General features: G+C 61.3%; 21 protein-coding genes and 2 pseudogenes. 7 read left to right on the top strand and 16 right to left on the bottom strand.

What is annotated here, in order from left to right:
• Nucleotides 1-88 precede the first annotated feature (88 nt).
• The 3 genes and pseudogenes from A2G96_RS30280 to A2G96_RS34480 all read left to right on the top strand — a co-directional run.
• Nucleotides 89-922 (top strand): p-hydroxycinnamoyl CoA hydratase/lyase, encoded by an 834-nt coding sequence (locus A2G96_RS30280; RefSeq protein WP_062803804.1) that lies wholly within the window; start codon nt 89-91, stop codon nt 920-922.
• Between the two features lie 68 nt (nt 923-990).
• Nucleotides 991-2,442, top strand: coding sequence for an aldehyde dehydrogenase (locus A2G96_RS30275; RefSeq protein ID WP_062804221.1), 1,452 nt, complete (start codon nt 991-993; stop codon nt 2,440-2,442).
• A 15-nt stretch (nt 2,443-2,457) separates the two neighbouring features.
• A pseudogene (locus tag A2G96_RS34480) lies at nt 2,458-2,679 on the top strand (feruloyl-CoA synthase); the annotation flags it as partial.
• A gap of 17 nt (nt 2,680-2,696) precedes the next feature.
• On the opposite strand, the gene A2G96_RS30270 reads toward A2G96_RS34480, so the two are convergent.
• From A2G96_RS30270 to A2G96_RS30235, 8 genes and pseudogenes are all read right to left on the bottom strand, one after another.
• Nucleotides 2,697-3,200 (bottom strand): MarR family winged helix-turn-helix transcriptional regulator, encoded by a 504-nt coding sequence (locus A2G96_RS30270; protein ID WP_062803803.1) that lies wholly within the window; start codon nt 3,198-3,200, stop codon nt 2,697-2,699.
• Between the two features lie 346 nt (nt 3,201-3,546).
• On the bottom strand, nt 3,547-3,981 hold the full coding sequence (locus tag A2G96_RS30265; RefSeq protein ID WP_062803802.1) for an HU family DNA-binding protein: 435 nt from the start codon (nt 3,979-3,981) through the stop codon (nt 3,547-3,549).
• 846 nt (nt 3,982-4,827) lie between these two features.
• Nucleotides 4,828-5,670: pseudogene (locus A2G96_RS30260) on the bottom strand (ISNCY family transposase); the annotation flags it as partial.
• A 141-nt stretch (nt 5,671-5,811) separates the two neighbouring features.
• Nucleotides 5,812-9,261, bottom strand: a complete 3,450-nt coding sequence (locus A2G96_RS30255; RefSeq protein ID WP_062803801.1) for an adenylate/guanylate cyclase domain-containing protein — start codon at nt 9,259-9,261, stop codon at nt 5,812-5,814.
• 228 nt (nt 9,262-9,489) lie between these two features.
• Nucleotides 9,490-10,197 carry a 6-phosphogluconolactonase gene (pgl, locus tag A2G96_RS30250; protein WP_231909705.1) on the bottom strand — a complete coding sequence of 236 codons (708 nt, stop codon included), beginning with the start codon at nt 10,195-10,197 and terminating at the stop codon, nt 9,490-9,492.
• The gene (locus A2G96_RS30245; RefSeq protein WP_062803799.1) at nt 10,190-11,044 is read right to left on the bottom strand and encodes an SDR family NAD(P)-dependent oxidoreductase; all 855 of its coding nucleotides are present in this window, start codon (nt 11,042-11,044) and stop codon (nt 10,190-10,192) included. Before A2G96_RS30245 ends, pgl begins: the two co-directional genes overlap by 8 nt.
• Before the next feature lie 32 nt (nt 11,045-11,076).
• Nucleotides 11,077-11,904: an SDR family NAD(P)-dependent oxidoreductase gene (locus A2G96_RS30240; protein WP_062803798.1), complete on the bottom strand. Its 828-nt coding sequence runs from the start codon at nt 11,902-11,904 to the stop codon at nt 11,077-11,079.
• Between the two features lie 9 nt (nt 11,905-11,913).
• Nucleotides 11,914-12,789, bottom strand: a complete 876-nt coding sequence (locus A2G96_RS30235; RefSeq protein ID WP_257734537.1) for an alpha/beta hydrolase — start codon at nt 12,787-12,789, stop codon at nt 11,914-11,916.
• Between the two features lie 87 nt (nt 12,790-12,876).
• Between A2G96_RS30235 and A2G96_RS30230 the strand changes: the two genes are divergently transcribed.
• Nucleotides 12,877-13,494: a TetR/AcrR family transcriptional regulator gene (locus A2G96_RS30230; protein WP_062804220.1), complete on the top strand. Its 618-nt coding sequence runs from the start codon at nt 12,877-12,879 to the stop codon at nt 13,492-13,494.
• A 613-nt stretch (nt 13,495-14,107) separates the two neighbouring features.
• Here the strand turns inward: A2G96_RS30230 and A2G96_RS30225 are convergent.
• From A2G96_RS30225 to A2G96_RS30215, 3 genes are all read right to left on the bottom strand, one after another.
• Nucleotides 14,108-14,299 carry a type 2 periplasmic-binding domain-containing protein gene (locus A2G96_RS30225; protein ID WP_231909703.1) on the bottom strand — a complete coding sequence of 64 codons (192 nt, stop codon included), beginning with the start codon at nt 14,297-14,299 and terminating at the stop codon, nt 14,108-14,110.
• 65 nt (nt 14,300-14,364) lie between these two features.
• Nucleotides 14,365-14,547, bottom strand: coding sequence for a type 2 periplasmic-binding domain-containing protein (locus A2G96_RS34475; RefSeq protein WP_062803795.1), 183 nt, complete (start codon nt 14,545-14,547; stop codon nt 14,365-14,367).
• 136 nt (nt 14,548-14,683) lie between these two features.
• Nucleotides 14,684-15,076, bottom strand: a complete 393-nt coding sequence (locus A2G96_RS30215) for a MarR family winged helix-turn-helix transcriptional regulator (protein ID WP_197672309.1) — start codon at nt 15,074-15,076, stop codon at nt 14,684-14,686.
• A gap of 318 nt (nt 15,077-15,394) precedes the next feature.
• On the opposite strand from A2G96_RS30215, the gene A2G96_RS30210 reads away from it, so the two are divergent.
• Together A2G96_RS30210 and A2G96_RS30205 are read left to right on the top strand one after the other, a co-directional pair.
• Nucleotides 15,395-16,615, top strand: a complete 1,221-nt coding sequence (locus A2G96_RS30210; RefSeq protein ID WP_062803793.1) for an ABC transporter substrate-binding protein — start codon at nt 15,395-15,397, stop codon at nt 16,613-16,615.
• Between the two features lie 43 nt (nt 16,616-16,658).
• Nucleotides 16,659-18,281, top strand: coding sequence for a long-chain fatty acid--CoA ligase (locus tag A2G96_RS30205; protein WP_062803792.1), 1,623 nt, complete (start codon nt 16,659-16,661; stop codon nt 18,279-18,281).
• 364 nt (nt 18,282-18,645) lie between these two features.
• Here A2G96_RS30205 and A2G96_RS30200 read toward each other — a convergent pair whose 3' ends face one another.
• Nucleotides 18,646-18,942, bottom strand: a complete 297-nt coding sequence (locus A2G96_RS30200; RefSeq protein WP_062803791.1) for a hypothetical protein — start codon at nt 18,940-18,942, stop codon at nt 18,646-18,648.
• A gap of 320 nt (nt 18,943-19,262) precedes the next feature.
• On the opposite strand from A2G96_RS30200, the gene A2G96_RS32910 reads away from it, so the two are divergent.
• A complete protein-coding gene (locus A2G96_RS32910; RefSeq protein WP_082819154.1) occupies nt 19,263-19,652 on the top strand; it encodes a GNAT family N-acetyltransferase in 390 nt (129 codons plus the stop codon).
• 5 nt (nt 19,653-19,657) lie between these two features.
• On the opposite strand, the gene A2G96_RS30195 is transcribed toward A2G96_RS32910, so the two are convergent.
• From A2G96_RS30195 to A2G96_RS30190, 4 genes are all read right to left on the bottom strand, one after another.
• Nucleotides 19,658-19,924 carry a hypothetical protein gene (locus A2G96_RS30195; RefSeq protein ID WP_062803790.1) on the bottom strand — a complete coding sequence of 89 codons (267 nt, stop codon included), beginning with the start codon at nt 19,922-19,924 and terminating at the stop codon, nt 19,658-19,660.
• Between the two features lie 144 nt (nt 19,925-20,068).
• Entirely contained in the window at nt 20,069-20,242 is a 174-nt protein-coding gene (locus A2G96_RS33775) for a hypothetical protein (protein WP_154676094.1), read from the bottom strand.
• Between the two features lie 112 nt (nt 20,243-20,354).
• Nucleotides 20,355-20,600: an amidase family protein gene (locus A2G96_RS34340; protein WP_335340556.1), complete on the bottom strand. Its 246-nt coding sequence runs from the start codon at nt 20,598-20,600 to the stop codon at nt 20,355-20,357.
• A 527-nt stretch (nt 20,601-21,127) separates the two neighbouring features.
• Entirely contained in the window at nt 21,128-22,282 is a 1,155-nt protein-coding gene (locus tag A2G96_RS30190) for a glycosyltransferase family 9 protein (RefSeq protein WP_062803789.1), read from the bottom strand.
• Between the last annotated feature and the right edge of the window lie 115 nt (nt 22,283-22,397).

Below are 22,397 nucleotides of genomic sequence, written 5' to 3'. Positions count from 1 at the left end.
GCGGCAAGGATATTTCGCTTGATGTATCAGGTAGATTGATATTAGACTGATGTTCATGCCGAAGCCGGACTACCAAGGAGAGACAGAGATGGCAGATTACGAAGGGCGCTGGAAGGCGGTGAAAGTCAGTGTTGAAAAGGGCATTGCCTGGGTCACATTCAACCGGCCTGAGAAGCGCAACGCGATGAACCCGACGCTGAACGCCGAGATGGTGCAGGTGCTGGAAGCGCTGGAGTTGGATGCCGACGCCAAGGTGCTGGTGCTGACCGGCGCCGGTGACGCCTGGACCGCGGGCATGGATCTGAAGGAATACTTCCGTGAAGTGGATGCCGGCCCCGAGATCCTGCAGGAGAAGATCCGCCGCGATGCCTCGCAGTGGCAATGGCGACTCCTGCGCATGTACAGCAAGCCGACCATCGCGATGGTCAACGGCTGGTGCTTCGGCGGCGGCTTCTCGCCGCTGGTGGCCTGCGACTTGGCGATTGCCGCCGACGAGGCCGTCTTCGGCCTGTCGGAAATCAACTGGGGCATTCCGCCCGGCAACCTGGTCAGCAAGGCGATGGCCGATACGGTCGGTCACCGCAAGGCGCTGCACTACATCATGACGGGCGACACCTTCACCGGCAGCGAGGCCGCGGCGATGGGCCTGGTCAACGAGAGCGTGCCGCGCGCCCAACTGCGCGAGCACACGATCGCGCTGGCCGCGAAGCTGCTCGAGAAGAACCCGGTGGTGCTGCGCGCGGCCAAGATCGGCTTCAAGCGCAGCCGCGAGCTGACGTGGGAGCAGAACGAGGACTACCTGTACGCGAAGCTCGACCAGGCGCAGCTGCGCGATCCCGAGCACGGTCGCGAGCAGGGCCTCAAGCAGTTCCTCGACGACAAGTCGATCAAGCCCGGCCTGCAGGCCTACAAGCGCGCCTGAGCGGCGGCGCCGCCTACCACCCCGATTGAGCCGGCGGCCTCAAGAGCCGCCGCCAGGAGACAATGCTGATGAACGAACTGACCATGCTGATTGGCGGGCAGGACCGGCGCGCCGCCGATGGCGCCACCTTCGAGCGCCGCAATCCGCTGAGCAATGCCGTGGTGTCGCGCGCCCCGGCAGCCACGCTCGCGGATGCGGATGCTGCCGTCGACGCGGCCGCGGCCGCCTTTCCGGCCTGGGCCGCGCTGCCGCCGGGCGAGCGCCGCCGCCGGCTGCTGAAGGCCGCGGACCTGATGGACCAGCGTACGGAAGACTTCATCCGCATCGGCGTGGCCGAGACCGGGGCGATGCCGAGCTGGTACGGCTTCAACGTGATGCTTGCGGCCAATATGCTGCGCGAGGCCGCCGCGATGACGACGCGCATCGACGGCAGCGTGATCCCGTCGGACGTGCCGGGCAATCTCGCCATGGCCGTGCGCCAGCCGTGCGGCGTGGTGCTCGGCATCGCGCCGTGGAACGCGCCGGTGATTCTCGGTACGCGCGCGCTGGCGATGCCGCTCGCGTGCGGCAACACGGTGGTGCTCAAGGCGTCCGAGGCGTGCCCCGGCGTGCATCGCCTGATCGGCACGGTGCTGCAGGAGGCGGGGCTCGGCGATGGCGTGGTCAACGTGGTCACGAACGCACCCGAGGATGCGGCGCAGGTGGTCGAGCGGCTGATCGCGCATCCGGCCGTGCGCCGCGTCAACTTCACCGGCTCCACGCACGTGGGCCGCATCATCGCGCAGCACGCGGCCCGGCACCTGAAGCCGGCGCTGCTGGAGCTCGGCGGCAAGGCGCCGCTGCTGGTGCTCGACGATGCGGACCTCGATGCGGCAGTCGATGCCGTGGCCTTCGGCGCCTTCTTCAATCAGGGCCAGATCTGCATGTCGACCGAGCGCGTGATCGCTGACCGCAGAATCGCCGACCGCTTCGTCGAGAAGCTGTCCGCGAAGGCGAAGACGTTGCGGGCCGGCGACCCCACCGATCCGTCCAGCGTGCTCGGTGCGCTGATCGGCAAGGACGCCGCGCAGCGCATCGCCGCGTTGGTCGAGGATGCCCGCGCGCAGGGCGCGCGCCTGCCCGTGGGCTTGCATGCCGATGGCGCGATCCTGCAGCCGGTCATCGTCGACGGCATCGCGCCGGGCATGAAGCTCTACCGCGAGGAATCGTTCGGCCCGGTGGTGACGGTGGCGCGCGTGGACGGCGACGACGAGGCGGTGCGCATGGCCAACGACAGCGAGTATGGCCTTTCTGCGTCGGTGTTCAGCCGCGATGTGTCGCGCGCATTGTCGGTGGCCCAGCGGATCGAATCGGGCATCTGCCACATCAACGGCCCCACCGTGCATGACGAGGCGCAGATGCCGTTCGGCGGCGTCAAGGCGAGCGGCTATGGACGCTTCGGCGGCCAGGCGGCGGTGGCCGAGTTCACGGAGCTGCGCTGGATCACGATCCAGAACACCCCGCGCCACTATCCGGTCTGAGCCGGCTGGCGTGGAATCGTCACCCGTGACGGCAATCTGCCCGGCCGCGCCGCGACGTCGTTCGACGCGCTGGCACAGACGCGTCCGTGAGTGTTGACGCAGCCAACGCGGCGGTCGGTCCCGCCACGATCGCCAAATTCCTCTTCACGTCCGGCTCCACGCGGTTGCCCAAGGCGGTGACGACCACGCACCGCATGCTGTGCAGCAACTCAGCAGATGCTGCGCCAGGCGATGCCGGCAATCGATGCTGTCTTTCAGCGCAGGTTACGCGCGCACTTCTGCAGCAGTTCGTGCAACATGACTGCATGCGCGGCGTCGATTCCCTCCAGCATCTCGCGCTCCATCGCTGCAACCGTGTCGTCGCATTGCCGCAGCAAATTACGTGCGCTTTCGGTGAGGCTGAGCAGTACGATACGCCCGTGCAAGGGGTCCGGCTGGCGCACGATCCAGCCACGCGCTTCCATCGTCTTGACCACCTCATTGGCTGACTGAGGCGAGATGAGCGAGCGCTCGGCCAATTGCGCGTTGGAAGTCGGGCCTCGCGCGTGCAAGACGGAGAGCGCCGTGAACTGCGGTAGGGTCAGCCCGTGCGGGGCCAGCAACTCGCCCAGGCGGCGCTTGACGATTCGGTCGGTACGTCCGATTAGGTATGGCAACCGACTAGGCAATGCCGCGGATCTTTGCGCTTTCGATGGCGACCCCTCCCTCGTCTTCTCGGCCGTCTGCGCCCGGGGTGCCTTCATGGTCTGGCGTCTCATTCTTGTGACCTGTCCTGTCTCAGTGCGGGAGGGCATGCTTCCCCTTCCCAGAGGGGCAGGCACGGCAATCGTGTAGGGGTTTCCAAGCCGTAGATGATAAGCTATTTGCAGGTAGGCTGATATTAAATCGACTCAATGGACTTACCAGGATCGACTGGGCCTCACGCTCGAATACGACGTCGACGCGCTATGCGCGCGCGCCGTACCCTTCGAATGCCTGCCGCCCGATGGCCGGATGGCCTGGAAGCAGGCCGCCACACCACAACCGTCGCTGTTCTGATGTGTTGAATGCAAAAAAGCCCCGGAATCGCGAGATTCCGGGGCCTTTTCTTTTCTCGACCTGCGATTACAGCGCGGCGTCCTTCAGCTTTTTGAGCGGGCGAACCTTCACCTTCACGCTGGCCGGCTTGGCAGCGAACCACTGCTCCTGACCAGTGAACGGGTTCTTGCCAAAGCGCTTCTTCGTGGCGGGCACCTGGATGGCCGAAACCTTGAACAGGCCCGGCAGGGTGAACTCGCCAGCACCCTTCTTGTGGATGGCGCTAACGATGGTGTTCTCCAGGTGAGCCAGCACCGTCTGGACAGTCTTCTTGTCCAGTTGGGTCTGCTCGACCAGGTGGGCCTGCAGGCTCGACTTGTTGAAGGTGTCCTTGATCGGCTTCGCGACCGGAGCGCCGTTGGTCGCGGCCTTCTTGGCGGGGGCGGCTTTCTTTGCCGGCGCAGCCTTCTTCGCTGCGGTCTTCGTTGCAGTCTTTGCTACGGGTTTCGCTTTCGTGGCCATAGTCGTATAGGTTAGATGTGCGCGTCTTCCGAGCGGGTATGGCGGGGTTGCGCACCGGCGAAGAATAGCAAAAGCGGCCACGCATGCAAGCGGATTTTTGCCTCAACCCGCCTTCGAACGCGCGGCGCGGCGGATGCGGGCAGCCGCGGCCCGCGGGCTGGGGTCGATCGCACGCCAATAGATGGCTTTGGCCGCTTCCAGTGGGATGCTCATGGTCTGTCTCCGTCTTCCGATTCGATGGTTGCCGCGATGCGGTCGCAAGTTCGCTGGCTGGCCAGCCCGAGCGTTCGGCTGACGGTCTCCCGGGACAGGCCTGCGAGCAGCTGGCGCCGGCAAAAGCGCAATACCTCTTGCAGCAACTCGTGCCGCCGCTCTGGTGGAAAGCTCAGGTTGCCGACCTTCGCCCAGGCGCGGTAGCCGGCGTAGGTGAGGGGCCAGCAGCTGCGCCGGCTTGTCGTGGCTCACCCCGCTCAGTTCGTTGGCCAGGCGCTGCAGTTCGCGATCAAAGTCTGTCATGCCGGCACCTCCGTCAAACCAGACCGCAGATTGTTCACGGCGATCCAGCGTGGGCAGGCCTTGGTGCGCCCGCCGAGGACCTCTTCAACGACGACATCCGCGGTTGGCCCGCTCGGTCCCTCAAAAAGCGCCAGGACCTGAGCCTTGCGGACGGGCAGATGCGGTGCGGCACGGTAAACCACGTTGACGGTGGCGCCTGCTTCGATCCAGCCGTAGCGACGATAGAGCGGGGTGCCGTTGGGATGCTGGCCGATCCGATCGCAAAGCGCTGGTGCGAGGCCGTCGAGGAAGGCGCCGAGGTGGGAGCGCTGCGTGCCGATGCCGCCGGTGGTTTCCTGAAGCGCCGGTGCTGATGCCGCGAAGCCGTAGTTCCTTCACGAGCCGGTCCTGCAGCGTGCCGTTCATCCGTTCGACCCGGCCCTTGGCCTGGCTCGAATTGGCGCACAGGCTATCGATATTCAGCTCGTACAGCGCGCGCCCGAACTGGGTGTAGCCGTCGCCGCCGGTGGCACTGGGCCGGTTGACCAGGAACACACTGGCCTTGTCGCTATAGAACGCGATCGGCTTGCCGTGGCACTCAAGGTAAGCCCGTGTCGCCTCGAAATACGCAAAAGCGGATTCAGTCGGCACGAAGCGCAATGCCATCAGCCGGCTGGTGGCGTCATCGACAAAGACCAGCAGCGTGCAGGCCGGCGCCCGGTCCTCGAACCACGCGTGGTCGGATCCGTCGATCTGCACCAGCTCGCCCAGGCAGGCGCGGCGGTTCCTCGGCTGGTGCACCTTGGGCGGACGCTGCTTACGCGGCACCCAGAAGCCGGCGTCGATCATGAGCCGGCGCACCGTCTCCTTGGCCAGATCGATGCCATGGCGCTCGCGCAGCTTCTCGGCGGCCAGCGTCGGGGCGAAGTCGGCATAGTTGTCGCGGATCAGCCCGAGCACCCGCGCTGCAAGGCCTGGTGGTGTCCGGTTGCTGGCTGGCTCACCCTGGTGGCGATTCAGTAGGCCTGCGGCGCCGTGTTGCTGGTAGCGCCGCAGCAGGCGCAGGGTCTGTCGGGGCGTTAGTCCCAGCCTGGATGCGGCAATCCCGGTCTTGAGATGGCCGTCTGCCAGCGCTTGAACGACCTTGAGCCGGTCGATCTGCCGCATCGTCATGGTAATGGCTCCTGCTGGCATGACGGGCTCCCGCGCGCTGGAAGCCGTCAAGCTTACGCCAGCCAAACTCGGACATTTGAACTTACCCAGAACCGGACATTACCGCTTAGCTGCCTAAAAAATAGAATTGCTGGGCAGCAGATGCCCGGGCCTTTCCGTTCCTCAGTCGAGCTCGGCGAGCAGCGCACTGGCTTCCTGCAGATCCAGCGTGTCGAAGCCTTCGCTGAACCAGTCATAGCACTCGGCCAGCACCTGGAGGGCCTCAATTCGCCTGCCGTGCTGCTGCCACAGCCGGCTCAAAGCCACCACCGCTCGCAGTTCCAGAGATCGTGCGCCCTGGCGGCGAGCAATCGTGATTGCCTGGAGGAAACAGGCTTCTGCTTCGCGTCGGCGGTTGTCCCGCTCGTCTGCGCCATCGCCCTCACCCAAGCAGCTCGGCTCCAGCAGCGTCAGCTCCCCCTTGAGTCGGTGCAGTTCGGCTTCGTACAAGCGCTCCTTGGTTCGGTCCGCCGCGGCCAATGCCTCGGTCAGCGCTGCAAGCCCTGATTTAGCTTGCCCTGCTCGTGCGCAGGCATCGGCCAACAGCGCCAGGAAATAAGTCCGCCAAAGTTCGGCCCCGGTGGCGCGGTAGGCGCTCAAGCCCCGCTGAATCATCTCTATGCCCTCTGGTGCACGTCCTTGCTCAGCCAGCGCCCAGCCCGAGAAGATGGTTCCACAAGCCAACCCGAACGGTAAGCCATACTCGGTTGCGAGGGCGAGGAGTGCCTGCGCCAGATCGCGTACCGGGTGCACTTCGCGGCAGAGCTGACGGAGCGCAGTGGCAAAAAGCAGGGCATCAGCCGAGTCGGGGGGATTGGCTGGGGTCTGGGCCAAGGTGAGCGCCTCCAGGCTGCGCGCGCGGGCTTGATCGGGATAGCCGAGAAGCCACAGGTCTGTGGCTAAGAGGGCCAACCCGTGCACACCGGGTTCCACGCCATAAACGAAGGCGTGCGACTGGTGCTCCCGCGGGTCGTAGAGGACAAGGGCCTGCTCCAACTGCGCGCGGGCGGGGTTCAGCTCGCCACAACAGAGCAAGCTGTTCGCTAGCGCCCGATGCGCTTGTACAAGCAATGCGGGATCCTGTGCCTTTTCGGCCAGCGCAAGCAGTTGCTCCGCCAACTCGCGCGCGGCCGCTAGTTCGGCGCGGACGATGTAAAACGTGTGCAGCCCCAGCAGGGCGGGGAAGAGCTGGATCGCCTCTCCGAGCTGTCGAGACAGAACCAGGGCGCGCGCGTAAGTCGCCTCCACTTCCGGGGCAGCGAAGCCCTTGGTGGCCATCCTGGCGGGGCCGAGACTGATTTGGAGTGCGAGTTCCTGTCGTGCGCGCTCGGGACCATCAGGCAGTTTTGCGAGCATGTCCAGGGCCATGGTGAGATGGGTGACTGCTTCAGCATCGGCGGAGCGTTGCACTGCCTGGCGCCCGGCGCAGTGCAGGTATTCCACCGCCTTCGGCGTGTTGCCGCTGCGGCTGAAATGATGTGCCAGCTCGCTGCAGTGCTCCTCGCGCTGGGCGCCAAACAGGGCCTCGATCGCCTGGGCCGTGCGCTCATGCAGCGCACGACGCCGCTCGCTCAGCAGGGAGCCGTAGGTCACCTCCTGGGTCAGTGCATGCTTGAAGCTGTACTCCACCTCCGGAAACGCCGGCTGCTCGTAGAGGAATTCGCCGGCTTGCAGCCGTGCCAGCAGGCTCTTCGTTGTGTCCTCCGGCTGCTCGACGACGCGCGTGAGCAGGCTCCATGGGAATACCTTGCCGATCACCGACAGGGTCTGCAGCAGCGCTTTCTCGGCCGGCTGCAGGCGGTCGATGCGGGCGGCGAGCACTCCCTGCACGGTGGTCGGGATGTGCAGCTTGCCCGGGATCTGCTCGAGACGGTAATGCCCGCGCTCGCCGTGCAGCACCTGCCCCTCGACCAGCGCCTGCACCACTTCTTCGATAAAGAATGGATTGCCTTGGGTCTGCTCCAGGATCAGGTGCTCGAGCTGGGCAAGTCCGGAGGCATCGCCCAGCAGGGCATTCAGCAGTTCCCGGGCTTCGGCTTCGCCCAGAGGGTCCAGGCGCAGCTCGGTGTAGTAGCTCTGGTGGCCCCATTCATGCCGGTACTCGGGCCGGCAATTGACCAGCAGCAGGATGCGGGCGCTGGCGACGCTTTCGCCAAGAAAGTCCAGGAAGGCCTCGGTCTCACTGTCGAGCCACTGCAGATCCTCGACGATCAGCTCCAGCGGCTGGGCCTGGCTCTCGCGTATCAGCAGCCGCTTGATCGCGTCGAAGGTGCGCTGCTGGCGAATCTGGGCATCCATCTGCGCGAGCGCCGAGTTCGGCTCGGCGGCCCCCAGCAGGTGGAACAGATAAGGCAGGCTATCTTCCAGCGCGCGGTCCAGCGTCAGGACCTTGCCGGTAAGCTTCTCGCGCCGCCGGCGCTCATCGTCCTGAACCGTGATCTCGCAGTAGTTCCGCAGCAGTTCGATCAGCGGCAGATACGGATAGGCCTTGCCGTGCGAAACCGAGAAGGTTTCCAGCACCAGGCAATGACGCGGCGCGAGCTGCTTGAACTCGAGGCATAGCCGCGACTTGCCGACCCCCGGCTCGCCGACCACGCCGACGATCTGACCGTGTCCGGCCTGCGCCCGCGCCCGCGCCTCGCGCAACTGCTTGAGCTCGCGAGCGCGGCCGACAAAGCGCGCCAGCCCGCGACTGGCCGACACCTGCAGCCGGGTGCGTAGCGGGCCGAGGCCGAGGACTTCGAAGACCGCGATCGGCTCGGGCAGCCCCTTGATCGGTGTTGCGCCGAGTGGCTTGAACGCGAAATAGCCTTCGGTCAGGTTGTAGGTGTGTGCGCTCGCGACGATCGAGCCGGGCATGGCGATGCTCTCCATGCGCGAAGCAATGTGGATGGAATTGCCAATGGGGTCATAGTCGGTATGCAAATCATTGATGCGGATCGTGCGCACCACCACTTCGCCGGTATTGATGCCGACGCGGATCGGCAGTGCGATCCCCTGGGCGAGACGCACCTTGTCGGCGTACTGGCGCATCGCTTCCTGCATGCGCAGCGCCGCCAGTAAGGCCCGCTGCGGATGATCTTCATTCGCGACTGGCGCGCCGAACAGCGCCAGGATGCCATCGCCCATCGACTTGGCCACATAGCCTTCATAGTGATGCACGGCCTCCATCATCAGCGCCAGCACCGGGTCGATCAGGCGGCGCGCGTCTTCGGGATCGAGGTCATGGATCAGCGCGGTCGAGCCGGCCATGTCGGCGAACAGCGCGGTGACCGTCTTGCGCTCGCCGTCCACTGCGCCGCGGGCTTCCATCTCCGCCTGTGCCGCGCGGATCCGCTCGGCCAGATAGGGAGGTGTGTAGTCAATGGGGGCGCTTGGCGCAGGTGCCAGGTGAGGGAGGTCAGGGGGCGTCGCGGTAAGCGGCGTCAGCGGCGCGCCGCATTCGCTGCAGAATTTGGCGCTTGCATTCGCCTCTTGCCCGCATGTCGGACAGACGCGCACAAGCCCGGCGCCACATTCCTCGCAGAACTTGGCGCCTGCCGGATTCTCCAAGCCGCAGCTTGCGCAGCGCATAGAGCTTGCCCCCTTTCGGGGCCTGCAAGACGTAACGATTAAATCTTAGATCAGAGTGCGGGGAGGACTCGTCAGACCGGCTGCAGCGCGCGTGCGCGCAGGCCGGTCGGACGGGACTGGCGGTTGCCGTGCGTGAAGTGTAGTAAGAGTGGTACGGCGCAAGATTCTGAAGTACGACATACACCAGGGATCCGGAAACCTCTGAAGCAGCCAGAAACCCACCCGCGGCTACTTCTCCCAATAGACATCGACCGGCGTCCTGTTTTGGTGCAGGAGATAGCTCACTGGTAACACCGGCGTGAGCTCCAGAGCCGCAGCATCGAAGACCTGCTTTTTCCATACTCCGCTAAATCCCAAAATGATTCGGCGAGCCCCCAACAGCGCACTGAGGTTTAGGCTCACTCGCCTGTGAGGCGCGGCGCGCGGGCTTAGGGAGAGATAACCTGGGTCCTTTTCCGCCGAAAGCGCGGCCTTCAGTTCGGGAGCGTCCGCGAACAACGATGCGATGTGGCCGTCCTCGCCCATGCCAAGCATCACAATATCCGGCTGTCGGTAGCTGCGATTGAGTTCAGCAACTACGGCGGAGGTATGGATCTCATCGATTTCAAAACAATACGGTGGCACTGGTGGGAGAAATTCCGCTTTTGCCGCAGCGTTTCGCAGCAGGATGTCACAGACCGAGCTCGCGTTGCTGTCCGCATGATTAAGCGGCACCATGCGCTCGTCCGCCAGGATCACTCTCACGCGGTCCCAGCCGAGTTGCTGTTGCCGCAAGGCAGCGAAGACAGGTACTGAAGAGCGGTCCCTAGACACGGCCAGACAGGCATGCCCGTTGACACCCAAGGTCCTCTCAATTTCGCATGCAATGGCTTGCACAAGCGCTGTGACGTAGTCATTTCCGCCGTTTATCTCGATCACCTGTTCTCGGTCATGCACGTAACGCCCTCTCTTCCAGCCGGCGAATCAAGGACTGCATCTTTCGATGACGACCGATATGCCAGTCGGTGACAATAGCGAACAGGCCCCGCAGCCAGGAGAGTGGCACCCATCGCCGCGGAATCATGATGCGCGGCTTGCGACATTTCAGACCCAGGACGACACCCTGTGCGATCTCTTCGGGTTGCACGGGATGCCTCAAGAAGGCGGGGAAGCCTTGCTCAGTCATCTGTGTAGCGAGGTCATGCCCTCCAAAGGCCACCTTGGCGATCGGGGTGGCAACCCAGCCAGGGTAGACGACACTAGCTGTGGCTCCCGTGCCGCCCAGTTCGGCACGGAGAGAGCGTGTCAGCATCTCGACGGCGGCCTTGGACGCCGCATAGGGTGCGTTGACCATGCCATTCATGAAGGAATAGACTGACGAAGTCACCACGATCTGTCCTTGGTTGCGCACAACCTCGGGCAACGCAGCCTTTATCGTTCTCCAAACGCCAAGGAAGTCCACCTCGATGATGCGTTCGAACTCGGCTTCATCGCATGTATAAACAGTCGCCGGATTGCCTCGCCACGAAATGCCAGCGTTGGCAAATGCAACGTCCAGGCGACCAAACCGAGATATCGAGCGTTGAATGACCTCCTTTGTTGCAGTCATGTCCGTCACATCCAGCGCCAGTGCCAGAACGCGCTTTGAGTCGAACGAGGCGGCGATCAGATCGACACTCTCCTGTGTGACATCGGTTAGAACCAGCCTCGCTCCCGCCTCATAAAGGGCTCGCGCAGTTGCCGCGCCGATTCCGCCCGCGGCGCCTGTAATCAGCACTACCTTGCCGTGCAGATCGTATGCCATTCAGATCTCCGTTAAACGTCTTGAACAAGCGCTCAGCGTCGCACTGTCAGTGCGATCGCTTCCTTGATGTCCGATTGCTTGAAACCGAGCGCTTCCACGAATGACCGGAATAAGCCGGGAGCCTTCGCGACCAGCGTGTTCTGTTTGGGCAGCACGACCATGTCGCTACGACGTTCAATGCCGCGCAGAATCCCGGCGACAACGTCTTCAAGAGAGATCATTTTCCAGAGACCTCCCTGATTGCCGTTCCAAAGCTTCACTCCCGCCTTATCAGAGTGGATCGCTTCCATCATTGGAGTCTGGAAGAACGTAGGATGCACGCTGCCTACACCAACGCCCAAATGACGAACCTCTAGTCGGATGCTGTTGCACATCGCCCAGACCCCCGCCTTGCTCGCCGTGTAGTGAGCTTGCAGGGGCGAGTGGACGAAGGCCGCCATGGAAGAAACGGCCATCAGGTATCCCCTGCGCTGCATTACATGCGGCAGACCGGCATGGAAGGTGCGCCATACACCGGTCAGGTTGATGTCGATTGCACGCTCGAATTTCCCGGGGGTGGCGGAAATCAGCGGCTCTACATAGTCAATGCCAGCGTTTGCCACAATGATGTCGAGGCCACCGAAATGCTGCGCCGCCGCGCTCATCGCCCGGTTGATACTGTCCAGCGAGCGCACATCCACTTCATGGGCAAAAGCTCCATCACCCAGTGCCCTAACTTGGGCCTCGAGCGCAGCGCGATCGATGTCGAACAAGGCGACGTTGGCGCCCTTTGCGACCAAGGCACTAGCAACGGCAGCGCCCAAGCCACCGGTAGAGCCTGTGATAGCGACCACACGGCCGTGAAAGTTGTATCTAGCCATGGCAAGTCCTCAGTTCAGGGGAACAGTGCGACGCAGAAAGCTGATCTGGTCGTGAACGACACGCTCGAAGGCCTCGCCGACATAGATATCGAAATGGCCGTAGGGGTAGCACTTGATTTCGCCCTTCGGCGCCCGCAGGGCGTGGCGGAGGGTGGTGTAGGTCGGAGCGACGGTATCTGGATCGCAGATGCAAAAGAGCACCGGACAGGTAATCCGCGGCGTCTTATGGCCTGGGAAGTACCGGATGATTTGGAGCGCAAAGCGCGCGGCGACGAAATTGGGAAAGGTCGCGGCCGAGTGCTTGGGTACCAGTTGCAGGTAACCCGACTCGGCATCGGGCGCCGCCATGAGCGCCGTCGCGCCCGGCTTGCCCACCAGCGCTACCGTCACGGGGGCTGCTCCCAGCCAGGCACCCAACTGGTCACGCATGGCCCTCGCGGTTACCTTGATGTAGGTCCACGGGGGCACGGCAAAGCTGGAGGCCATGCCATCGGTGAATGGGCACTGCGAAATGACTGCCGTCACCTGGTGGTTATCGGCGGCCGTGGTCAGCACATGGCCGCCACCAAATGACGTGCCCCAGATCACCAGCCGGCTGCCATCCACGTCGGCGCGCATCCGGGCAAAGGCGATCGCCGCTTTCCAGTCCTGCAACTGCTTGGTCACGTCCAGCAGTTGCCGCGGCTCGCCCTCGCTACCACCAAAATGCCGGTAGTCGAAGACCAGGCAGGCATATCCAGCCTCGCAGAAGCGCTGGGCAAAGGCGTCCAGCCGCATTTCCCGGGTCCCCCCCAGGCCATGGGCCATGACAACCACCGGAGCTGGACGGGTGCCCTCAGGCAGGTAAAGCCATGCGACGCATTCGCATCCCTCGGAGGGGAACATCACATCAAGCCGCCGCATTATGTCTCCATGGAGTTATATCCAACACTGGAGTACACTCTAAGTATGGGAAGTGGTAAAGTCAACTCCATGAATACCCCAACCCTGACACGCACCCAACGGCGGGCGGCCGATATGCGCCGGAACCTGATCGATATCGCTGAGGAACTCCTGATTGAGGGAGGCGTCGCCGCAGTCACGGCCGAAGAGGTTGCCCGACGAGCAGACGTCTCTCTGCAAACGGTCTACAACCGTGTTGGCAGAAAGCCGGCGCTGCTGATGGCCATTGCTGAGCGGGCCATGGAGGAAAACCGGGCATACATAGACGAGGCTTATGACGGTGCCGGCACACCTGAGGAGCGTGCCCAGCGGATATTCAGCGCCTATGTGCGCTTCGCCTTTGAGCGTCCAGAGCAGTTCCGCATCCTGGCTAACCCCCCCGAAGAACCGGAGGCCATTACACGAATCGCATCGATGACCCGAGACCAGAATTCCAAGCTCGCTGCCATCATTCGGGATGGCATAGCGGCCGGCTACATCAATCCAGGCCTCAACCCTGAAAACACCGCCAATGCGCTCTGGGCCATGATGGATGGGGTTCTTTGCCTGGCACTGCGGAAAGATGCGATGCGGCCGGAATCCGTGAGTCCAGAGGCATTGATCGCCGCGGCATGGAGCCTGCTTGAACTCGGCATTAGAATGCGATGAGACGATTGCGGGTGGGAATTACACGCAGTCCCGCATTGCGCCGTCCCACTTGCCCCAGCCTGTAGAGCCAGCGGTTTTTTTGCAACGCTGGACAGGGAAATCCATTCCTTCACGTCACGCGGAGGCGTAGGTTTGGATTCCGCCCTGGCACAACAGGGCGTGTGCCGCCTGACTTGTGTGAAAGTCGGATGCGCCCAAGGGCTGCTGTTCTAGTTGTGGTGCGAACGCTCGCAGCACACACGGCGTGACGCCGCCGCACTCGCATGCCCAGTACGCCAGCGCGGGCTCCCCCGGCACGGGGTCTGCAGTCCCATTGGCGTTACCGCGCGGAGACACGCCGCCAAGGCGGCAACCGTCCGCTATGGCCGACCATCTGCCGGAGCGAATGTTAACGCGGATGACCGTTTGACCCGTATAGCCACCATCGAGATGACGAAGCCTCGAACGCGCAATTGGGCCGCACTGAGACGAATTCCCGTTCTTTCGGCAATGACCGCTTCACATAAAACATCAGACGCATCAAAGCGTACGTGAGCAGGCAAGACCCGGCCACAAGCAGACATCCGGTCATACGCTCCTTACGGGACAATCCGCTCACCCAAGACGCCGTCGGCTAGGAAGTCCAGAAACCGCCGCATGGCCGGCACCATGCCAGGCCGCGAAGAAACACAGCTAGCACTTTCATCCCCAGTGGCGCCCATCCGGGAAGCACTGGTACAAGTAAGCCCGAGCGCATTTCATCGCCGTAGAGGTAGTCCAGCAGCACGGTCATGCCGGTGCCTTGCAACGCGGCGAACTTCAGCATAAGCATGTCATCGGCCGTGTAGACCGACCGGTGCTGCAGATCAAATGCTTCCCCGTTGGGATTGACTAGGCGCAAACTGGCGCGTCCATCGCCATTGTCGGCAAGCGATGCAAGTCTTCTGGCGACACTGGCTTCCCGACGCGATCGAGCAGTTCGGGGCTCGCAACCAGCACAGCCAGGGTCGGCCCCAAGTTCTTGACCACTAGGCTGCCGCTATCGTCGAGGCTGGCGCGCACGCGCAATGCCACATCGACTCCTCCCTGCACTGGGTCGACCACACGATTGGTTACCTGCAGCTCAACTCACCCCTAGGGATGCGCCGCAATGAAGCGCGGCAGGACAGATTTGTCAAGTGCAGTTGACCAGTTTAAAGTCGGCACCGATTTAAAGTTCGTCCCGGCTGCTCTCATTCTCGGACCAGTTCTTGCTGAGGATCCTTTTCAATTCTTGGAGATCCTTTTTCCCGATATAGCGGGCCAGCTCGTCTTCGATCTGCTCGAAGGCGCAGGCGGCGCTATCTGACATTGCCCATCCCTTTTGAGTGAAGCGGAGCAGCTTTACGCGGCCGTCCTCTTCGCTTGGCACGAATTCGACCAACCCGCGCTTGGCAGCCTCAATGGCCAGCTGATGAACGGCCTGCCGTGATATACCAAGTTCGCGCGCGATCTCAGATATGCCAACGGGGCGGCCCCGTAGGTGGGCAAATAAGCGATTCATTGCCGGCGTGAAAAATCCATACCCGCTGGCATGCGCACGCTCCAACACCCTCTTTTCCATCCACTCCGTCCTCGCCATGAGCAAGTGACGTAGAAGCTCTCTATGCTGTTTCATAACGACATAATGTAAATCATTTGCAACCTTTCAAAGCTTACGCGCAAATCTGACCGGAAATTAAACCGTGATCGGAACGAACAGGTCGCACCAATACCCAAACAGGTTGATTGCCTCTGCATTGTATCTGCTGATATGCCTCGCCAACGCAGGTCTTCCGAAAAATAGTCAAGTGTTCTTGACAAGAATCGCCAGGCGCTCGTATATTGGCTCACGTTGGCATCATAGAACTTGCTCAGGCTCACTATAACCAGGAGACATTCAATGAAATTGGCCAAACTCTTTACAGCGCTCGCATCCATCGGTTTTGCTTCGCTCTGTCATGCGCAGGCGAACAATACCGTATCAGATGATGTAGTAAAGATCGGAGTCCTCACTGATTTGTCGGGCGTGTACTCTGCAGGGGCGGGAAAAGGGAGCGTTACCGCCGTTCAGATGGCCGTACAGGATTTCGGAGGCAAAGTTCTGGGCAAGCCTATCGAGGTTGTGAGCGCCGATCACCTGAACAAGGCTGATACTGGCGCAGCCAAGGCACGCGAGTGGTTCGACATCGGCAAGGTCGACATGGTCATTGATCTGGCGAATTCGGCCGTAGCCGTTGCGGTTCAGAAGCTAGGCGCGGAGAAAAAGCGGATTACGATCAGCACTGCCGGCGGCACCGTCGCGCTCACTCAGCGAGAATGCTCCCCTTATGGCATAAGCTATGCATACGACACCTACGCGCTTGCCACCGCTGCCGCAAATGCACTCGTCAAGGAAGGTGGCAAAAACTGGTTCTTCCTGACTGCAGCCTACAACTTCGGACACACGCTTGAAAAGGACGCACGCGCGATCGTCGAGAAGCTAGGGGGCAAGGTCGTCGGTTCGATCAAGCATCCATTGAATGCCTCCGACTTTTCCTCCTTCATGGTGACCGCGCAGGCCGCCAAGCCGGACGTACTTGTATTGGCCAACGCCGGCGGCGACTTTAGCAATGCGGTCCGCTCGGCCCACGAATTCGGTCTTGTCAAGAATGGTAAGCCGACTATTGCAGGCATGGTCGTCCTGATCACGGAAGTTAAGGCTTTAGGGCTGGATACTGCTCAAGGCGTGAACTATACCGATCCGTTCTACTGGGATTATGACAAGGAAACACGCGATTGGTCACAGCGTTTCTACAAGCTCAACAACACAATGCCTACCTTCGCCCATGCTGCCGACTATTCGGCCACTATGCAATATCTGAAGGCAATTGAAGCGACGGGAACGGACAATCCGGATGCGGTGATGAAACAGCTGCGCGCGACAAAATTCACGGACTTCTTCCTGCGCAATGCTTACCTACGCGAAGATGGCCGGATGATCCGGGATATGTACTTGGCCGAGATCAAGAAGCCGTCCGAATCGAGATCGGAATGGGACTTGGTTAAGATCAAGCGCGTCATTTCTGGAGAGGAGGCCTTCATGCCGCTGGCACAAAGCACTTGCCCACTCGTGAAAAAGTAAAGTTTACAGCGTCGCGTGATATGAACCAACAGTGGAGATTAGTATGCGCAGCACGATGATGCAGATGCCGTTGACGGTCAATCAGATCCTTGAGCGCGGCAACCAGATTTTCGGGAACCGTGAGATAGTATCGCGCCGTCCGGACAAGTCCTTGCATAGAACCAATTACGCGGCGCTGTACCGGCGCAGTCGGCAACTGGCTGCGGCACTATTGGAAGCTGGCATTAAGCCAGGTGACCGCGTGGCAACATTGATGTGGAACCATGCCTTCCATCTCGAAGCGTATTTCGGCATTCCGGCCGCTGGCGCGGTGCTGCATACTCTGAATCTGCGTCTGGCTCCGGAAGACATTGCCTACATCATCAACGATGCGCAGGACCGCATCCTAATCGTCGACGATGTTTTGATTCCACTAATGGAGAAAGTCAAGCCGAAAGTGAAGCTTGAGCGCATCATCGTGGTACCCACCACCGGCGCACCGGTGCCGGAATCCTACGACAATTACGAGCGCTTCATCGATCGCGATGCCTTCAACTACCGCTATCCCGAACTGGACGAGAATGCTGCCTGCGGCATGTGTTACACCTCTGGCACTACCGGCCGCCCCAAGGGCGTGGTGTACTCGCACCGCTCCACGGTACTGCATGCGCTGGGCGTGGCGTTGCCGGACTGCCTGAACTTGTCGGTAATGGATGCTGTGCTAGCGGTCACGCCAATGTTCCACGCCAATTCCTGGGGCGTGCCTTACGCGGCGGTGATGGTGGGCGCCGCCCAGGTTTATCCGGGTCAGCACATGGGCGCGATTGATCTGCTGGACCTGATGGAAAACGAAGGGGTCACGCTGGCCATGGGCGTGCCAACCATCTGGCTCACCATCCTGCAGGCACTTGAAGCGGAGCCCACGCGCTGGAAATTGAAGAAAGGTATGCGCATGATGGTCGGTGGTTCAGCCGCACCGCCGGCGATGATCACTGCCTTCGAGAAATATGACCTGTCGATCAAGCATGGCTGGGGCATGACCGAGCTGTCGCCGGTCGGCACGCTGTCCTGGCTCAAGCCAGAACATTTGGGATTGCCGTTGGAGGAGCAGCATCGGATCAGAGCGCTGCAGGGCCTGCCACTTCCTCTGGTGGAACTGCGTGTCATGGGCGAAGAAAAAGCACTGCCCTGGGACGGCAAGTCAGTAGGCGAATTGCAAGCGCGTGGCCCATGGGTGACCGGCGGGTACTACAACTCGCCGACCGATCCTGACAAATTTACAGTCGATGGCTGGCTACGCACCGGTGATGTCGCTTCGATCAGCCCGGGGGGCCACATGCGCATCTCGGACCGCACTAAGGACCTGATCAAATCCGGGGGCGAGTGGATCAGCTCGGTGGATATCGAAAACGCCATCATGTCGCACCCGGCGGTCGCCGAAGCCGCAGTGATCGCGGTCAAGCATCCCAAGTGGGATGAGCGTCCCCTTGCGGCAGTGGTAGTCAAGCAAGGGAAGAGCGTCACCGAAGAGGAACTGCGCCGGCACCTCGAAGTCCATTTCGCGAAATGGCAGATTCCCGATGACTGGGCGTTCATTGATGCCGTCCCGCGTACTTCGACCGGCAAATTCTTGAAAACCAAGCTTCGGGAAGACTTCAAGAGCTGGATATCAAGAACGCCAGGCTAAGCGAGACCTCAAGATGAAGTTCAACAATCTAGTCAAGATCGATGTATCCGACCACTAACGGCTCCATCATCTAGCGCTGGTGGCGCCGAGTATCGGGATGGTTGCTCCGCGACGCACACATTAGGGCTAATCAATACGCAATATTTGGACAGTCCGCAAAAAACACAGGTCAGGCGCTCTGTACCATGAGCTCTCGCGGCTGCTAGGCCCGCTAGGGATGCGTGGCTTGGGATGGATGGATGCTAGTGTCCAGCGCAATGGGGTGATATCCGGGTCGCTGTCGCCTACCGCGCCTTCCTACGTTGGACCACGCCGGGCGAGCGGTGAGTCCGTCCGCCACGCCCGCGCTCGCGCGAAGGCGTTGCTACTGGGCTTGCTCCATGTCGTCAAGCTTGGCTCGAAGTGTTTCGACGATCCAACAGACAAAACTTTCCCATCCTTCCCGGGTAATGGCTAAACCCTTGGCACGCTCTACCAGAACGCAGGTTGAGAGATCCCGGTCTGTAAGCTCAGGCCGGAGCAGTAGCCAACGAGCAAGGATGCTCTCCAGCTCGTACGGGACGTCGTGCAGGTAAAGATAGGAGCCGACTTCAGTCTCGACGTAAGGAAGCCCGGCCGGCAGCCACGCCGACAAAAGCCGCATTTTCTGTTGCAGTGACATAGCAGATGTGGCCAAGACCCCTTCCGTTCCCATCTGTGATGGTAAAGCGGATTTTGGTGGCCAGGCCGAATGTTGGCCGAAGTGACCGCAGAGGGACGCACACTATCGCCAGAGCGCTACCACCGCATGGGTGATAGCAAAGGCGTGGCGTCCTGGCCACTCCGAGGACACGGATTTCTTCCCGAGCGGGAAGATTTACGTGACAAAGCCTGCGTCCCGCGGGCAAAACTTCCCGCTCGGGAAGATGAAGGCCGCCTTCGAGCTTCAGCTGACGAACGCCTTGACGTAAAGCGGAGCGGGAAAGTGTCCCCCTCGAGGCAGTGAAAGAAGTATTGGCAGCATGCGGCCTGTCACTTCCCGAAGGCAGTGAAGCCACACCGCTTCAGCATGTCGCAGGCGTTGGGGATAAGGTGGTCGGCTGTGCGTGCGGCGAACAGCATGGCCAGACTTTCGTCATTCACGCGGTTGCGGTGCTACCGAAATACCGCGGTCACCAGCTGGCCACACACATCGTCAGCGCGCTGCTGATGCGAGCTCGTTCGCACGGCTGCTCTAAGGCCATCGTCTTGACCGACGAGCATCCTGGCTTCTTTGCTCGCTACGGCTTCACACTAACCCCAGCGGACAGCATCGTTAGAGAGATGCTGTTGTCGCGGGATTTTCTTCGTAGGTTTGGCGCGCACACGCACTATATGTGTCGACGGCTGTGACCACCTTAATGGTCAGGATTCCAGTGGACGAATTTCTTCTTCGGATGTGAATCTATCTTGTAGACGATGTCGGCCGCGGCCACAACGCCGCTGATGTCGTGGCCATCTCGATACCCGACTATCGCGACTTTATTGCCCGCCACCGGTGTCAGTACAAGGCCGTGGAGCAGTAGATGAGATTGGCAAAACAAGCGGTACCTATGTCGAATCCTCAGCGTGACATAGGCAAGCACCCCCAACACGACGCCAGCAATAATGGCCGTACGTTCCATGGCTCCTCCTGACTGCCGGCTTTGTTAGCCGCTAACCGTCAGTCTAGTCGAACAGAATGGAGAGCCAGCGGCTCGTTGCTGAGTAGCGACAGCCACTTGCTATTTGTGGCAACAGGCCCCAGAGGTCAGCGCGTTGCTATTCACTCAAGCGTTGTCTAACTGCGCGAGCAGGTCATCATCTGACCAGTAAGCTTCCGGCGGCGCGGCACGATGCCGTTCGATAGCGATGCCGCCATAGTCCGCGTAGGCCGCGGTGCGACAATGGCTTAGCAAAAAGGCACGGTATTCGTCAACTCGCCGCCTGTTTTCCGGGTTCATTCGACTTCTCCTGTAGTTTCGGAGCGCCCAACCATGCGTGCGAGCTGGCGCTGTAGCTGTCTAAATGCGGTCTGAACCATTAGGTCACATACGGCAACCGAATCTTCGGGGATCAAATAGGATGCCGGCGCGACAAGTGGTCAAGAGGCAGGAGCACTGCGAGAGTCCGAGCCAGCACGTTTGCTGAGCGAGCGAACCAGCCCACCGTGTCGAAGCTCGGCGCCAGCGGGAAGCCGGCCGTTCCTTCTAGAATGCCGTGAGTAGGGCGCATGCCCCAGATGCCGCAATTGCTGGCAGGCAATCGGGCTGAGCCACCGCAGTTGGTCGCGAGCCCGATATTGGTATCGCTATTGGCCACGGCGACTGCGGACCTGAAGAGGACCCACCAGGCAGCCGTTGGGGACTGGCCGGATGGGTCGGGGTGCCATAGTGCTTGTTGACTCCCGTCAGACTAAAGTTCGCCGGTGACTGTCTTGCCCTCCCACCAGGCCCCGGCGGCGAGGAGCGAAGGCCTGTCAAGCTCCACCGCTGTGGCGGAGCTTCGCTTTGGTCATTCAGTCTGAGAGCCCGGCAGTCGCTTTCTAACGGGCTGGGACTGTCTGTTCGCGTACGAGGCGGTGCCGGCTGGTCAAGAACTCCAAATATGTGTAAGAAGTTAATTTCCAGCCGGCGCACTTCTCGTAAGAACTTTGGTAGTGCGGTCCTACCGATGGCAACGAAGAATCAAAGACTTACGAGGCATTTCGTCCAAAGTTAATTTGCACGACTCACCAGTCCCCATGCGGCCTCGCAACACTCGCCCCGGTTTGACCGGCTGCCGGAGGTCCGGAATTGACAAGGCCAGACGGAAAGGTCTGGTCTCGATGCCGCGGAATCAGTTCGCCCTTAATGGAGCGCCAGTTCTGGTCTTGGCGCCACCCGAGGGGCCAGCTTCGGATATTTTGGATCGGCACCGCTCATCGAGCCGATGACGCAGCCTAGTACCTCGTCGACCTCAATAAGCGCCATCGGATGCATGCGTTCCACCTCGGTAAGCGCCCGGGAGTCGATCGCCGCGCGCAATACCTTGTGCAAGGCCTTGTCCTGATAGGGCCCGGTTTTTGTTGGACTCGCGGTGGCGAAGAGGCTGACGGTCCTTACCTTGAGCGCAATAGCCAAATGGAGCGGGCCTGTATCGCCGGTGACAAGCACCTTCATCCCCTGAATCACGGAAAGCAGCGTGGGCAGCGAGGTTCGACCGACGTAGCTGACCACACGTTGCCTTTCCTGCGGCGTCAGCCCGGCCATGACCTCGTCCGCCAGGCCTTTTTCCTTGTCGGATCCGATCAGCGCGATCACGGCGTCGTCCGCTTCCGCCAGCAGCCCTTTGGCCAGCTTGACGAAATGTCCGATCGGCCAACACCGGATCGGCTGTGATGCGCCTAACTGGAAACCGATAACACGGTGTCCTGGCGATACTGCAACGGCAGGACGGACGGGCGCGAACATTTCAGTGTCGCTTGTGTCGCAGCCCAAATGACCAACCAGGTCGAGCTTGCTTTGAATCAGGTGCCCTTCGTCACGCGTCCAGGTAGCGGCATCGAGCCACCGTTCCTGGCCGGGCGGTTCACCATCGTAGATGTTCTTGAACAGGCAGGAACAACCGGCGAAAACCGCCGCGATCAAATCATAAGGCGCCTTGGAGTGCAGGATGACCGCCAGCTGCGGCTTGCGCTTGCGCAGCCGCCAGATGGTGGCTACGAGGCTCTTGGCCTTATGGTCCCAGAACACGATATCGTTGACGTATCGGCATGCGCTGACCAGGTCCCGATTCCTTGGATTGGCCACCAGCGTAATACCGGCGTCCGGATATCTCGCGCGTAACGCCCGGATGGCAGGGGTATTCAACATGAAGTCGCCCAGGGCCGTAGTCGAGAACACAACGATCCGGCTGAATTGCTGCTCGTGGACGGGCGGCCGTGCAGCTTTGGTGCCGGTACCAAGAAGGCGATAGGCCCTGATGCAAAAATTGGCCAGCCGCATCTTCCACTGCTTTGACATGCTTGTTGCTCTCTACTGATTGGCTTCCCGCTGTTTGGAACAGGTTCGATGCGGTAGTGCCTGCTTCTCAATGAGATTGAGGTAAGTTCCCGCGAAATTCGGTAATTGGATCTGC

Origin of the sequence: Cupriavidus nantongensis, from assembly GCF_001598055.1 — a bacterium.
GTDB lineage: Bacteria > Pseudomonadota > Gammaproteobacteria > Burkholderiales > Burkholderiaceae > Cupriavidus > Cupriavidus nantongensis.
Note: the sequence above shows the minus strand (reverse complement) of the source record. Positions and strands in the feature narration are given on the sequence as shown.

Excerpts from the sequence above, each read along its gene's own strand:
- A2G96_RS30205 (WP_062803792.1), top strand. The coding sequence starts at position 16,659 with ATGCGCAGCACGATGATGCAGATGCCGTTGACGGTCAATCAGATCCTT.
- A2G96_RS30235 (WP_257734537.1), bottom strand. The coding sequence starts at position 12,789 with ATGTTCCCCTCCGAGGGATGCGAATGCGTCGCATGGCTTTACCTGCCT.
- A2G96_RS30230 (WP_062804220.1), top strand. The coding sequence starts at position 12,877 with ATGAATACCCCAACCCTGACACGCACCCAACGGCGGGCGGCCGATATG.
- A2G96_RS30280 (WP_062803804.1), top strand. The coding sequence starts at position 89 with ATGGCAGATTACGAAGGGCGCTGGAAGGCGGTGAAAGTCAGTGTTGAA.
- A2G96_RS30190 (WP_062803789.1), bottom strand. The coding sequence starts at position 22,282 with ATGTCAAAGCAGTGGAAGATGCGGCTGGCCAATTTTTGCATCAGGGCC.
- A2G96_RS30255 (WP_062803801.1), bottom strand. The coding sequence starts at position 9,261 with ATGCGCTGCGCAAGCTGCGGCTTGGAGAATCCGGCAGGCGCCAAGTTC.
- A2G96_RS30215 (WP_197672309.1), bottom strand. The coding sequence starts at position 15,076 with ATGGAAAAGAGGGTGTTGGAGCGTGCGCATGCCAGCGGGTATGGATTT.
- A2G96_RS30275 (WP_062804221.1), top strand. The coding sequence starts at position 991 with ATGAACGAACTGACCATGCTGATTGGCGGGCAGGACCGGCGCGCCGCC.
- A2G96_RS30270 (WP_062803803.1), bottom strand. The coding sequence starts at position 3,200 with ATGAGACGCCAGACCATGAAGGCACCCCGGGCGCAGACGGCCGAGAAG.
- A2G96_RS30265 (WP_062803802.1), bottom strand. The coding sequence starts at position 3,981 with ATGGCCACGAAAGCGAAACCCGTAGCAAAGACTGCAACGAAGACCGCA.
- A2G96_RS30200 (WP_062803791.1), bottom strand. The coding sequence starts at position 18,942 with ATGTCACTGCAACAGAAAATGCGGCTTTTGTCGGCGTGGCTGCCGGCC.
- A2G96_RS30225 (WP_231909703.1), bottom strand. The coding sequence starts at position 14,299 with ATGCTGAAGTTCGCCGCGTTGCAAGGCACCGGCATGACCGTGCTGCTG.
- A2G96_RS30240 (WP_062803798.1), bottom strand. The coding sequence starts at position 11,904 with ATGGCTAGATACAACTTTCACGGCCGTGTGGTCGCTATCACAGGCTCT.
- A2G96_RS30245 (WP_062803799.1), bottom strand. The coding sequence starts at position 11,044 with ATGGCATACGATCTGCACGGCAAGGTAGTGCTGATTACAGGCGCCGCG.
- A2G96_RS30195 (WP_062803790.1), bottom strand. The coding sequence starts at position 19,924 with ATGGAACGTACGGCCATTATTGCTGGCGTCGTGTTGGGGGTGCTTGCC.
- A2G96_RS33775 (WP_154676094.1), bottom strand. The coding sequence starts at position 20,242 with ATGAACCCGGAAAACAGGCGGCGAGTTGACGAATACCGTGCCTTTTTG.
- A2G96_RS30210 (WP_062803793.1), top strand. The coding sequence starts at position 15,395 with ATGAAATTGGCCAAACTCTTTACAGCGCTCGCATCCATCGGTTTTGCT.